Below are 14,275 nucleotides of genomic sequence, written 5' to 3' on the forward strand. Positions count from 1 at the left end.
TAAATGCATAAAATTTTAACATTCATTTCGGAAAAAGACGCATTTCATCGGATATTTACTTGAATTTAAACATTATATTCTACGTTTATCGACTAAAAACACTGTTAAACAGCATTTTACTAAAATTCAACATTTAATAATTCTCCACTAATTTGAAGTAATTGTAATTCGGCTAATTTTGCGGCATATTTAGCTTGATTTCTGCTTAATTCTGTGTTTAATAAGTTAAGCTGTGCTTGTCTAAATTCGATAGAATTAACTTGTCCTATTTTAAACTTCTCTTGAGTACGATCAAAGTTATTTTGGGCAGTGATGATGTTTTTTTCTTGGATATTATATATCTCCAATTTATTCATATAATCGTCCCAAGCATTATCAAAATCTCTTTGGATTGATAATAAAATATTTTCTTTTTGAAGTTGCTGTGTTTCTAAATTTACTTTTGCATTTCTTACACGCGTCATAGTTGCTCCGCCATCAAATAAATTCCAGCTTAAATTAAGTCCGCCAGACAGTACTGTATTTGTAGATACAGTCACAAAAGATGCTGCGTTGTTATTGTTTTTATTCCAACCATAACTTCCTGTTAATCCTAACGTTGGCAAATATGCAGATTTACCTGATTTAATATCTAACTGACTAATAGCTATATTTTTTTCTGTTTGAAGTAAAGCTACATTACGCTGTTTTGCCTTTTCAAATAAGCTATCTTTTTTAAACTGAAGTAAAAAATCAACTTCTGTTTCTACGTTAAAATCTTCGGTAAACGTTTCGCCTAAAACCAGTTTTAAATCTCGTTTTGCTATTTTTAAATCTTGTTTTGTGTTTATGATATTAATGCTATCTGTATTTATATCTACTTCTGCATTAAGTACTTCTAATTTAGTATTTTGTCCGTAATCAAATTGATATTCTGCTCTTACTAATCGGTCTTTTGTTACCAAAAGCGTTTCATCTAAAGTTTCTAAATTTTCTGAGAGTTGAGCCACATTGTAATACACAGAAAACAACTGTACAATTGTATTCTCAATGGTTTCTCTTGCCTGCAATTCACTTAATTGATATTGTTCTTTTAGACGCTTGTAATTATAATGTCTTCCTAAACCATCAAAAATGGTATAGTTTAAACTTACACCTGCATTATACCTGCTACTTTCTGCTCCGTTTAAAACGGTTGTATTTCCGTTAGAAAATTCTGCTTCTGTATTGTCTAAATTATAAGTTGCACCAGCAGTACCTGTTACTGTCGGTAAATATCCAGAGTTTAAAACACTTGTATTATTTTCGGCAACTTGAACATTGTTATTTGCAATTTTTATATCGTAATTATTGTCTAAAGCTAATTTTACAGCTTCCTTTTTAGTCAACATTTGTTGTGCATTCAAATTATTAATGCAAAACATAATAGAAATGCATATTAAAAATGCAAAATTACTCTTCTTCATCTGTTTCATGTTGTTCTATTATTGCACGTTCTACTTCTTCTTTGGTTACATTATTACCTGTTACTAACCATTTTCCTTTTTGTTTAATGGTATTGCTAAACGATAAAAATAGAGGTAATACCAATAATGTTAATATGGTAGCATAACCTATACCATAAGAAATAGAGATTGCCATAGGTTTTAAAAATTGCGCTTGTCTACTTTGTTCTAAAAGTAAAGGAGCTAAACCTGCAATAGTTGTTAAAGAGGTTAAGAAAATGGCTCTAAAACGCGATTTACCAGCTTCAGATAATGCGATTTCAAATGGCATTCCTTCTTTTAAATTACTATTAAATTTACCAATCAAGACCAAACCGTCATTAACCATAATTCCTATTAAAGCGATAATACCTAAAAGCGATAAAATATTTACAGGAAAACCAGAAATCCAATGTCCCCAAGCTACTGCTGTTAAACTAAAAGGTATTAAAAGCAATAGCAATAATGGTTGAGAATAACTTCTAAAAGTGAAAGCTATTGTAATGTAAATTAGCAGTAATATAGGTATTCCTGCTGCTTTTAAAGATCTTCCTAGTTTACTAAACTCTCTATTTTGACCTTCAAAAGAGGCATTAATTGTTGGATATTTTGATTGTAAATTTGGTATAAAATTATCTTTTATATCATCCAAAATATCATTTGGACTTGTACTAGGATCTTTTAAATCTGCATAGACTTGTATTTCGCGCTTTCCTTCTAAATGGTTAATTGCCACGTCACCACGAACAATATCATATTCTGCAATGTCTTTTAAAGTAACACGCTCGCCGGTTGGTGTTACAATACGCATAGCGTCTAGATCGTTTATAGAGCTTCTGTTGTTTTTATCGTAACGTACCCAAACTCTAATCTCGTCTTGACCACGTTGAAAACGTTGTGCTTGTGCACCAAAAAAACCAGCTCTAACTTGAGACATTACTGTCCTTAAATCTAAACCAAGTAAATAGGCGTTATCTTTAAGTTGTAATCTAATTTCTTTTATTCCGGCAGGGTCATTATCTCCTATATCTTTAAGTAAAGGATTAGATTCTAAATACTTTTTAAGCTCTTTTTTTGATGCTTTAAGCTCTTCAATATTATTACTCAATAATGATACTGAAACTGGACTACCACCAAAATTTCCTCCAGAACCATAAATTAATCGTTCTGTTCCTATTACAGGTCCAACTAATTCTTCTAATCTATTGGTTATTAAAAAGGATTGGATTTCATCAGGACGTTCTTCACCTGGCAATAAATTAATCCTTAAAGTTGCGCTAGAGCTACTACTAATATTAACTATTGTGTTTTCAAACAGTTGCTTTCCTGTACCTTTTAAATATTTTTCTGTAAGCTCTTGATTAACAATAAATGACTTTTCTTCTATCATGGAAATGATAGAATCTGTAATCTTTACGTTAGTTCCTGCTGGCATTACCAACTCGATATTAGCAGAGTCACTTGCTATTCTTGGGAAGAATGATGTTTTTATAATTCCGCCACCAATAGATCCAAAAGTAATCACTAATAAAGACACAAAAATACCTAATGACAACACCTTATAACTTAATACAAACTTTAAAGCTGGTGTATATACTTTATCCCTTAAGTATGCCATAAAGTTATCTCCTGCTTTATTAATACCGCGCATTACAGCAAAAAAACCTTTAGATTGTTTAGCGTGTAGCTCTTCCTTTTTTATTCTTAATGCTTTAGAATGTGCTAAATGAGCAGGTAGGATTATTAATGCTTCTACTAAAGAAACTACTAGCGTGAGAATAACAATAACGGATACTTCGCTAAAAAATTCGCCAATACGACTTTCTAAAAAGAAGAATAATGAAAACGCTAAAAGTGTTGTTGCTATTGCTGAAACTACTGGCGGAATCACTTCTAAAGTTCCATCTATTGCTGCCTGGATAGGTTTTTTACCTTTTTCGTAATTTTGATATATGTTTTCGGCAATAACAATACCATCATCTACCAAAATACCAATAACAATAATCATCCCAAATAGTGACAATACATTTATGGTTACATCAAACTGACCTGCAAAAGCAAACATCCCAAAAAACGAAATTGGTAACCCAAAAGCTACCCAAAGTGCTAATCTTGTATTTAAGAAAATAGATAAAAATACTAACACTAAAATCATACCTACAACTGCATTTTCTACTAGTAATTCTGTACGTTGGTTTAATGTAATAGACAAATCTCTAATAACATTTAATCTAACGTTATCATACTTTTGATTATAATCTTCTATGTAGGCTTTTACTTTATCTGCTGAAGAAATTAAATCTTCATTATTAGTACTTGTAATTGTTACATTAACTGCTAAATCTTGATTAAAATACGTTGCATTTGGTGTTTCTGAAAAACGATCTCTTATTATAGCTACATCTTTTAACCTAATAACTTTACCGTCTACCGAAGCTCTAACTACAATATTAGATAGCTCTTTACCGTAATATTCACGATTATTAGCTCTAATTAAATACTCTTCGGCTTCTGTTTTTACATTTCCACCAGTGACTAAAATATTGGCGTTACTAACCGCTTGTGCAACCTCGTTAAAGGTTAAATTATAAGCTAATAAATCAAGCTCGTTTACTGCTATTTCAATTTCTTCTTCAGGAAAACCAGAAATTTCAATTTGCGATATACCTTCTAATGCACGTAGATCGGTTTCTACTTGACGTGCTAATTGTTTTAAAGTAACTAATGGCACGTTGTTTCCGCTTAAAGCGAAAGAAATAGTTTCTCTTACCGCTTCTTGTTTAGAAACCACCAAAGGTTCCATTCCTGTAGGGAAAGACGGTACTCTATCTACTGCATTTTTTACTTCTAAAAGCATAAAGTCAAGACTTTCGCCTTTTTCGATTTCAACAGTAATTGATCCGCTATTTTCTCTAGATACCGAAGTCACACGGTCTACACCTTTCAATCCTTTTAAATTATCTTCAATTTGAAGTACAATACCTTCTTCTATTTCTTGTGGTGATGCACCTGGATAGGTAATGGCTACATTGATAATTTTGGATTCGGTTAAAGGAAAAAATGACGATTTTAATGATAAAATACCAAGTATACCAAATACGATAAAGGCAATAATAAAAATGTTTACTGCAACGTGATACCTTATAAAATATTCAATTATCTTTTTCATTATTTAATTGAATCTTTAGTTGTTGCTGTAGTACTACTTGATGATTTTACACGCATACCTGCATAAGCGCCAGGTACTGGTTTACGTAATATAATTGTACCATTTGGCACGTCTTTTAAAATTACTTTTGTCTCAGAAAAATGAATTGGCTTTGCAGGTATTACATCCAATAAACTATCTTTAACCACATAAATTTCTTGACTATCTAAAAGCAAGTTTCTGTCTATTTCTATAGCGTTGTCTACTTTTTCTGCATCTAAATTTGCTTCTAGATACATGCCTTCTTTTAAATCCGGATGTTTTACTTCTATAAATACAGTTATGGTTTGCGTGGTCGCATCAATATTACCATTTACACGAGATACTGTTCCTGTGTAGTTTTCAGTTTTTTCTAAGTTAGAAAGACTAACATTTTCACCTTCTTTTAAAACACTTGCAAAAGATTTACTCACTGCAACTTCCATTTCGTAAACTGAAGGATTTATAAACTCTGCTAATTTTTGTCCATTACGCACCAAGGTACCTTCGGTTACTAAAGCTTCGGTTAAAATTCCTGAAAACGGTGCAGTAATGCGATATTTTGCTAACCGTTGCTCTAAGTTTTTAACGTTGTAATAAGCACTAACAATACCTCTTCCGGTGATGAAATAATTTTCTTTTTCATTTGAAATTTCTGGAAGTTTTGGTGTTGTCTTGTTTAAATCAAAACCATTTAAATACGATTGCCACTTTGGGAAAACATCTGGAAAATCTAAACGTAAATCTGGCATAATCGCAGCAATGCTATTATATAAATTACTTTTTGCAGATTGTACGCTAGCATAATATTCTGAAGCATCAATACGAATTAAAGTTTCTCCTTGATTATACTTTTGTCCTGGTTTAAATAACTTATTCCCAGTTTTAAAAATACCTTGTACTTCTGAGTATAACTCGACTCTTTGCTTTGCTGTTAAGTTTCCGTTGGCTTGAATAACAATAGGAACAGTAGTATTTTTAACGGTATCTGTTAATACAGTTTTTACCACTTTAGGCACTACTGGTTTTGGCTTGTTCTTATTATCTACTAGTGTTTTTGCTCCAAAAAAAGTTACTGCAATTAAAGCTAAACCAAGTATGCTAAGTATAATTTTCGCATGGTTAGAAAGTTATAAATCTTAAAACTACAAAACTAGCTTTTAGATAGATGTAACTTTCTTAAAAATTTCTTAAAAAGAGACTAACTAAGCGACTCTAATTCAATGGTAATAGCTTCCCAAGTTTCCATAAGTTCTGATAATTGATCTTTTTTTGCTTGGTAGTTATCAAAGAAGTTTGGCTGCGCAATAACTTCATCATAATTTGTTGCTAACTCTACATCAATTTCTTTAATTTCTTTTTCTAATTGATTGATTTTAGCTTCTGTATTACTCAGTTTATTATTTAAAGATTTTAGTTTCTTTTGGTCTTCGTAAGATTGCTTATTACTTGCTTTTGGCGATTCTTTTTCTACGGTACGTTTTTCGACTTCACGTAAATTTTCAACATTACGTTGTTCTAAATAAAAATCGATATCACCTAAATATTCTTTGATGTGTTGATCTTTAAATTCGAAAACTGTATTGGTCAAACCTTGAAGAAAATCTCTATCATGAGACACCAATATTAATGTACCTTCAAAACGTTGTAGCGCATCTTTTAGGACGTTTTTAGATTTAATATCTAAATGGTTGGTTGGCTCATCCATCACTAATACGTTAAAAGGCTGAAGCATTAGTTTTGCTAAAGCAAGACGATTACGTTCGCCTCCAGAAAGTACTCGTACGTACTTATCTACTTCTTCGCCTCTAAATAAAAACGACCCTAAAATATCACGTACTTTACTACGGTTAGATTCGTTTGCTGCATCAATCATAGTATCTAATACGGTTTTACTTCCGTCAAGATACTCTGCTTGATTTTGGGCAAAGTAGCCTATTTGTACGTTGTGACCTAGTTTTAGGTTTCCATCGTGTTCAAGATCACCAACAATTATTTTAGCTAACGTAGATTTACCTTGTCCGTTTTGTCCAACAAAAGCGGTTTTAGCATCTCTTTCGATTAACAAGTCTACTTCACTTAAAACTTGCTTTTTCCCGTAGCTTTTAGATACGCTGTTAGCCTCTACTACAACTTTACCTGGCGTTACCGATACGGGGAAATTTAAGGTCATGACACTATTATCATCTTCATCAACCTCAATAATATCCATGCGGTCTAGCTTTTTGATTAAAGACTGTGCCATTGTTGCTTTACTAGCTTTAGCACGGAATTTTTCTATTAGCTTTTCGGTTTGCTCTATTTGCTTTTGCTGATTTTTTTGAGCGGCTAATTGTTGTGTTTTAATCTCATCTCGCAAGACTAAATATTTACTGTATGGTTTTGGATAATCGTAAATTCTACCTAAAGAAATTTCGATAGTACGATTGGTTACATTATCTAGAAACATTTTATCGTGAGACACAATAACAACAGCTCCGGAATAGTTTTTTAAAAAACCTTCTAGCCAAATAATAGACTCGATATCTAAGTGGTTTGTAGGCTCATCTAATAACAAAATATCGTTGTTTTGAAGTAGAAGTTTCGCAAGTTCAATACGCATACGCCAACCACCAGAAAATGTATCGGTGAGTTTATTAAAATCTTCACGTTTAAATCCTAGTCCTTGCAATATCTTTTCGGTATCACCTTGATAATTGTAACCTCCTATAATTTCGTATTGGTGTTGAACTTCGTTTAGCTCGACCATTAAATCATGATAGCTTTCGCTTTCATAATCGGTACGCTCTGCTAATTGCGTATTAATGGTTGCCATCTTAGCTTCTAAAGTTTTTATTTCTTCAAAAGCTTGATAGGATTCTTCCAATACCGTTCTACCAAAAACAAAGTCTATATCTTGCTTTAAAAAACCAATTTTTAAGTCTTTATCTGTAGCTATTTGACCAGAATCTGGCTGCATTTCTTTAGATAAAATTTTAAGCATAGTCGATTTTCCTGCTCCGTTTTTACCAATAAGACCTACTCTATCACCTCCGTTAAGTTTAAAGGTAATGTCTTCAAAAAGGAATTCTCCTTGAAAAGAAATAGATAAATTATGAATATTGAGCATAGATTTGTGACTTTTGTTACTTATATTTTTACCAAGAAACTTTAATTTTGCATTTCTTAAAGCAATTGCAAAAGTACACAATTATTATGTTTAAAAAAGGCTCTAAATTATACTCGATTATTACAGGGACTTGCCCTAAATGTCAAGAAGAATCTATGTATGAAGATTCTAATCCTTACAATGTTTCAAAATTGTTTAGTATGCATGAGCGTTGCAGCAATTGTAATACTAAATACAAAATCGAGCCGTCATTTTTTTACGGTGCTATGTATGTAAGTTACGCTGTTGGTATTGCTTTTGGCGTAGCTGCTTTTGTAATTAGCTACCTTTTTATTGGCACGTCTTTAAAAAGCGCTTTTATTGCTATTGTTGGTGCTTTAATTGTTTTTTACCCAGTAATTGTAAGGCTTTCTAGAAATATTTGGATTAATATTTTTATGAGTTACGATAAAAATTTAGCTAAAAAGAATTGATTTTTGGGCGTTACCTTAATCCTAAAAGTGTTTAGTATAAAGGTCGCGTTATCCACTATATCTTTTTTATAGATCACTTCGACTACGCTCAGTGAGCTATAAAAAAGGATGCCGTTACTACCGCTAACGCAACTATCAGCTATAGATTAGTAAATCTGATAATATTAATCTCATCATCTAGAGGCATTTCATTTTCAATGTGGTTAAAAAGCTGTTTTGCAATGTAAGGTCCAATCATGACGCCTCTTGTTCCTAAACCATTAAGCACAAACATATTTTTATGTTCTGGATGAGCACCAACTAAAGGTCTTCTATCTTTAACCGTTGGTCGTATTCCTGCCACTTGATCTACAACTTCAAAATCGTATTTTAAAAAGGTTTTAAGCTTATTTAAAAGCTCTTCTTTAGCTTTTTGTGTTACTGTGTTGGTTTTATCTTTCCACTCATAAGTAGCACCAACAATGTATTGATCCTTTTCTTTTAAAGGAATTAAAAACGCACTAGATTTTAATACGTAATCCAACTTTAATTTTGGAGCTTTTATAATTAGAAGCTCTCCTTTAGTCCCGTTAAGTGGTAGAAAATTGAAATACGGATTTTGTTTTAAGCCAAAACCTTCGGCAAAGACAATTTGCTTCGCTTTTATAGTTTTATAATGTATACCAGTTGATTTTACTTCTAATTGATTATGATTAAAACTTTCAGGATAATAACTATTTAGTTTTTTCAACCAATCTTTGTAGTTATCAATTAACGTATTGGTATCTATTTTTCCGGTTTCTAAAACTTCACCTAATTTAAAATCAGCATCAATTGCATCATTTTCATTAGTAATTAAATTAGTGTTTAAAAAAGGTTTTAATCCTTCTTTATCTGAAGCTTCAAACCAATTGTTTTGCTCTTCTAATGAAGTGAAACGTCTTCTTACAGGTATTTTATAATCTAATTTCACATCAAGTCTATCTTCAATATTTTGATAGGCTGGGATAGCTAAATCTAATTGCTCCTTACTTTTCCAAACTTTTGAGAATCGTTTTAAAACAACTGGATTATACAATCCGCCAGCAACTAATGATGATTGCTGACTTTGATCATCAAAAACAACAAATGACTTTTGGTTAGAATATAGTTGCTCGCAAAAAGCTATTCCCGCTAAACCACAACCAACAATTATGTAATCTACTTCCATAGTGCAAAGGTAATAAAGGGTATAAAAAAACGCTCACTAAAATAGTGAGCGTTTTTAAATATTATTTAGTTACTTATTAGTAAGACCACATGTCTAACTCAAAGTTTCTAATTTTTTCTTTAATTCTTTCAGATTCTAAAAGTTGCATTAATGCATTTTCTGCAATGTATTCTTTTACTTCTCTATCTCCATAAACGTTTTCTTCTTTGTAGATAATACCATTAAAACGTCTAGAATTTAAGATATGATCAAAAGTAAAAGGCATAGCACTGTTTTTTGTGTTGAATGCTTTTGCTTCGTGTAAAACATCTCTTGCATCTGGATAGAAAATCCAGAATAATGGAATTGGCTCGTTGTTAGCAGGATCGTCAGAGTCGATAAAGTTAACATCTGGAGCAGCTGGTGCAATTGCAAGAATACGATATTTTAATTCGCCTTGACGCTTGTCAAAGTACCATAATCCTTTGATTAAGTAAGCAGATACATTGTAAGCAGAAATTGTTCTTTTAATAATGTATTCTGGATCTACGTAACCATCTGCATTTAACTGATCGTAACCAATATCCATTGTATCAATAGATGTTCTGATTTGAGCAATCTCTTTTTTAGTCTTCTTTGAAGTAAAATAAGAGTCTGTATAAACGTCTTCAATTTTATTTTCGTCTACAGCTTTCATTAATGCATCAAATAAAGAACGTCTATCACTACCAATATTATTTGTATCTACTGGATAGTATAATGGAAAGTTTACACGCTCATCTAAAACCACTTTTTCCCAAGTCATTTTAGCAAACATAATATCTCTATCATCAACATAACCGTATTCCAAAGGTTTGTCGTTATCTAAAGCTTTTTGTTCTTCTGTTCTAAACCCAATTTGATCTGGATCTTTTGCATTAAGAATGTTAGCTTGTGCATTTACTTGAGCAGTAAAAACTACTCCGAATACGATTGCTAATAAAGATTTATAATTCATCTGAAAAATTTTAAAATGTTAATCAATTATGATTAGTTTGCTAACTCAATTACGATAGCTGTTGCCGGCTTAATTTTTACGCTTGAATTAGCTTTTGACGAAATGTCAAATATTTGGATAGCTTCACCACGCTTAGCTTTTCTTAACGCCGCTTTAGCTTGTCCGTTTAATTTATTACCAGATACTCTTACTGTAGCTTCACCTGGAACTTTAAATTTGAAACCAGTTACTGTTAACGGTAAATCAAAATCAAAGTCTTCTAATTCTGCTTTAATAGTACCTATTTCTACGTTGTTTCTTGGTAAAGAACCAGAAGACATACCTGCGATCTTACCAGTTGGCTTAGGTATATCTTTAATTCTAAACGTTTTACTATCTCTAGCTGAAGAACCATCGTCTAAGGTAGCTGTAACATTAATAGTTACTTCTTTACCTCCACCTGGACTCATAACATATTTACCAACACCTGAAGTTTTAGAAAGACCATTACCTGAGGCTTTTACTTTGTTATCTGGCACACCAGCAAATGAAATTGTCATTGGGTTTGGTACACCACGGTAAACAACATTCATTTTGTCTGCAGATATAGTTGCAGAGTTAGGTCTTGGTACAACAACATAGTTTCCTTTGATGTCAATTTCTAATGGTTTACCATCTTCTAAGAAAGTAAATTTACCATCAATTTCGTGCTCACCAACATTACCTACATTAAAGTCTAATCTAGCAGCTCCTGTAGAGTCGATAGCGTTTGATAAATCTATTTCTTGACCAGAAACTGTCATTTTAGTTGGAACAACATTAGCATACTTTCCTAAAACTACACGTCCTTGGAATTTTTCACCAGCAAAGAAAGCTGATTTATCTGCTAATACAATTGCTTGATAATTCTTTAATGATGTAGCATCACTAACTAAGTTACCTAAAAACCCATTATAAATGTTAGTTTCAGTAGCTTTAACATCATTTTGCATAGCTGTTAACTTTGTGTAAGAAGCAATAGCTGGGAAACCTTGAAAGTGATAGTTTAACCAATCAACTTTTTTACCATCATTGTTTTCTACTTTAGCTGTGCTAAAACGCTCTTCAAAGCTAGTAATAACTGGTTGCCATTTTCCTTCGTTAGGAATAACAGCTTTAATGTCTGCTTTGTACTTTTCTATTCTGTCAACGATCTCTTGACCTCTTTTAGTTAATCTGTCTCCAGTAAACCAATGCTCATCAAGTTTGTCTCCCTTATCCATTTCTTCGTAAGGTAATTGACCATTTTCCATTTCGTATTGACCTAATTTTACAATGTCTCTAGCTTTTACATCATCTAAAAACTTGTAAAACTCGTCTGATATAATACTGATTTGTTTAGCTTTCTCGTTAGGTGCAGCAAATTGTTCTGGCTTTTCTTCAGCTTGTGTTTCTAACTGTCTTAAAATACCATCGTTTGAATTTGCAGCTAACTCATTAGCTCTATCAAATTTTTGATCCATTAACCCGAATGCAGATAGTACCTCTTTCGACATTGTCATTGCAATCATCGAGATGAATACTAAGTACATCAAGTTAATCATTTTCTGCCTTGCAGATAATTTTCCTCCTGCCATTTCTAATTAGTTTTTTCTTTTTTAATTATTAAATAAATTGAGACTAATTACTAATTAGTTTTTTGACATTGCAGATAACATTCCACCGTAAACTCCATTTAATGAAGATAAGTTAGATGCTAAAGATTGCATTTGCTCTTTTAATTTAGCAGCATTTTCTACAGTCTCTTCGTTAATTGAAGCTTGACGACTAGCAGCTTCCATTTGAACTTTATATAAGCTGTTTAAAGACTCCATTTGAGCAGCAGCTAAAGACATTTCTTCACCGTATTTTTTAGTTGCAGCAACAGAATCTACTGTTGGAGCGATACCTTTTGCAGCACCTTCAAAGTTTTTAATGCTTTCTCCTAAGCTAGCCATTAACTCACCGTCAATTTTAGCTTCTTTTAATAAGTTATCTAATTTTTTAGATAATAAACCTTCTGCATCTTTAGGCTCTTCAGTTTTTGCTTTCTTACCAGTTGATTGTCCTCCTGCTAATTCTGGATAAACTAATGACCAATCTAAATCTGCTTGAGATTTTTCGAATGCAGAAATTATAAATACAATAGCTTCTACAATCATACCAATTGCTAAGATTAACGAACCATAAGGCCAGTGTTGAATTTTGAATAACGCTCCAATAATTACAATTGCAGCTCCTAGTCCGTAGACCATATTCATTGTTGAGATTTTTCCTTTTTGTGCCATAATTTCTAAGTTTTAGTTTTTTCTACTGTGGTAGTAGGTTGTTATAATTTAGTTAAGTTGTTTAATTATTATTGTCTTGCATTAGCTGTTACATCTGTTCCCATATAATCCTGAACAGTTCTGAAACCAATATAACTTCTTGCAGAATCTGCATATTCGTAATCTCTTGAACTTACTTGTAAGAAGTAAGCAACATCTTTCCAAGAACCACCTCTAACAACTTTACGTTTGTTGTTTGGATCATTAACACTTGGATTAATTGTTGATGCATACTCATAAGAACCTGGATCGTAAGATGAATCTACCCATTCTGATACGTTTCCAGCCATGTTATATAAATTAAAGTCATTTGGCTCATAAGCATCAGCTTCTACTGTGTATAATGCCTGGTCAGCTGCATAATCTCCTCTTAAAGGCTTGAAGTTTGCCATAAAACAACCTCTATCGTTTTTAGCATAAGGTCCTCCCCAAGGAAAAGTAGCTGCTTGTAAACCACCTCTAGCTGCATATTCCCATTGTGCTTCAGATGGTAATCTATATCTACTAACAAAATGTTTACCTCTTTCTTTACGTGCTTGATTGTGCCATAACGTTCTCCATTCACAAAACGCTTTAGCTTGTTGCCAAGACACACCAACTACAGGGTAATCACTGTAAGCATCATGCCAGAAATAGTCATTATGCATTGGCTCGTTATAAGAGTAAGCGAAGTCTCTAATCCAAACTGTTGTATCTGGATAAATTTCTACTTCTTCTTTTACTATTACGTCTTTACGTCTTAAGTTTTTGTTTTTTGCAGCTTTTGCAATATCCATGTAAGAGTATTGGAATTTAAACTTAGTTACATCCCAAGTTCTTTGTCCGTTGTAAGACTCTTCTAATGGTAAGTACATAGTATCCATAACCTCAACATAATATTCGTCAGGATATTCTGCAGTATCAAATATTAAATCTATATCGTGATTAAGCTTTCTTCCTTCGTAACCAGTTTCACCTAAACCACTGTAGTTAACATACATATATTGTTCGTACGGAGTCATATCACCTTCTTCTGTGTCTTTAAAAGCGAAATCACCAATACCTCCATCTCCTGGAGTTGCACCAACCTCATCAGCTAAGATTGCTAATTTAGTACGGATAGTCGAGTCACGTACCCATTCTACAAACTGGCGATACTCACTATTAGTTATTTCTGTTTCATCCATATAATAAGATGCAACAGTTACAGTTTTAGCAGGAGCATCTTGGATACCTGCCAAATCATCATCGGCTTTACCCATAATAAAAGCCCCACCAGGTATTAAAGTCATACCGTAAGGCTTCTCTGGATGCCATTTTTTTCCTTTAACACCAACTAGCTGTCCTTGGTCTTTAGATCCACAACTTGCTAATAGTGCGAAAACCGCTGTTAATAATACAAACTTCTTCATATTCATAGAAAACTCGAGGTTAATTTTATACTCTTAAAATTTTAAGAGCGTAAACATATTTATATATTTTTTAAAAAACAACTATTTACTGTAAAAATATCACGTTTTATCGTTAAAATTTAACATTTGAACGGTATAAAATTGCACTTAATCCGATTTTTTA

10 protein-coding genes are annotated in these 14,275 nt (G+C 32.4%); 1 reads left to right on the forward strand and 9 read right to left on the reverse strand.

The features are described 5' to 3' along the window. Nucleotides 1-119 precede the first annotated feature (119 nt). The 4 genes from WA327_RS00855 to WA327_RS00870 form a co-directional block, all read right to left on the reverse strand. Nucleotides 120-1,454: a TolC family protein gene (locus WA327_RS00855; protein ID WP_407942421.1), complete on the reverse strand. Its 1,335-nt coding sequence runs from the start codon at nt 1,452-1,454 to the stop codon at nt 120-122. Further along, nucleotides 1,432-4,632 carry an efflux RND transporter permease subunit gene (locus WA327_RS00860; protein ID WP_336065378.1) on the reverse strand — a complete coding sequence of 1,067 codons (3,201 nt, stop codon included), beginning with the start codon at nt 4,630-4,632 and terminating at the stop codon, nt 1,432-1,434. The genes WA327_RS00855 and WA327_RS00860 overlap by 23 nt, the downstream gene beginning before the upstream one ends. Beyond that, nucleotides 4,632-5,762 (reverse strand): HlyD family efflux transporter periplasmic adaptor subunit, encoded by a 1,131-nt coding sequence (locus WA327_RS00865; RefSeq protein ID WP_336065539.1) that lies wholly within the window; start codon nt 5,760-5,762, stop codon nt 4,632-4,634. The genes WA327_RS00860 and WA327_RS00865 overlap by 1 nt, the downstream gene beginning before the upstream one ends. Before the next feature lie 89 nt (nt 5,763-5,851). Next, nucleotides 5,852-7,759, reverse strand: a complete 1,908-nt coding sequence (locus WA327_RS00870; protein WP_336065380.1) for an ABC-F family ATP-binding cassette domain-containing protein — start codon at nt 7,757-7,759, stop codon at nt 5,852-5,854. Nucleotides 7,760-7,845: 86 nt separating this feature from the next. Here WA327_RS00870 and WA327_RS00875 point away from each other — a divergent pair, with 86 nt between their 5' ends. Continuing rightward, on the forward strand, nt 7,846-8,232 hold the full coding sequence (locus tag WA327_RS00875; RefSeq protein WP_336065383.1) for a DUF983 domain-containing protein: 387 nt from the start codon (nt 7,846-7,848) through the stop codon (nt 8,230-8,232). Between the two features lie 139 nt (nt 8,233-8,371). Here WA327_RS00875 and WA327_RS00880 read toward each other — a convergent pair whose 3' ends face one another. The 5 genes from WA327_RS00880 to gldK form a co-directional block, all read right to left on the reverse strand. Next, on the reverse strand, nt 8,372-9,421 hold the full coding sequence (locus WA327_RS00880; RefSeq protein ID WP_336065385.1) for an FAD-binding oxidoreductase: 1,050 nt from the start codon (nt 9,419-9,421) through the stop codon (nt 8,372-8,374). 76 nt (nt 9,422-9,497) lie between these two features. Continuing rightward, nucleotides 9,498-10,397, reverse strand: coding sequence for a gliding motility protein GldN (gene gldN, locus WA327_RS00885; RefSeq protein ID WP_027880541.1), 900 nt, complete (start codon nt 10,395-10,397; stop codon nt 9,498-9,500). A gap of 32 nt (nt 10,398-10,429) precedes the next feature. Then, nucleotides 10,430-11,992 (reverse strand): gliding motility protein GldM, encoded by a 1,563-nt coding sequence (gene gldM, locus WA327_RS00890; RefSeq protein ID WP_336065389.1) that lies wholly within the window; start codon nt 11,990-11,992, stop codon nt 10,430-10,432. Nucleotides 11,993-12,046: 54 nt separating this feature from the next. Beyond that, nucleotides 12,047-12,682 (reverse strand): gliding motility protein GldL, encoded by a 636-nt coding sequence (gene gldL, locus WA327_RS00895; protein ID WP_336065390.1) that lies wholly within the window; start codon nt 12,680-12,682, stop codon nt 12,047-12,049. Nucleotides 12,683-12,750: 68 nt separating this feature from the next. Continuing rightward, a complete protein-coding gene (gene gldK, locus WA327_RS00900) occupies nt 12,751-14,118 on the reverse strand; it encodes a gliding motility lipoprotein GldK (protein WP_304141836.1) in 1,368 nt (455 codons plus the stop codon). Nucleotides 14,119-14,275: the final 157 nt, after the last annotated feature.

Origin of the sequence: Mesoflavibacter sp. CH_XMU1404-2 (genome assembly GCF_037029465.1) — a bacterium.
GTDB lineage: Bacteria > Bacteroidota > Bacteroidia > Flavobacteriales > Flavobacteriaceae > Mesoflavibacter.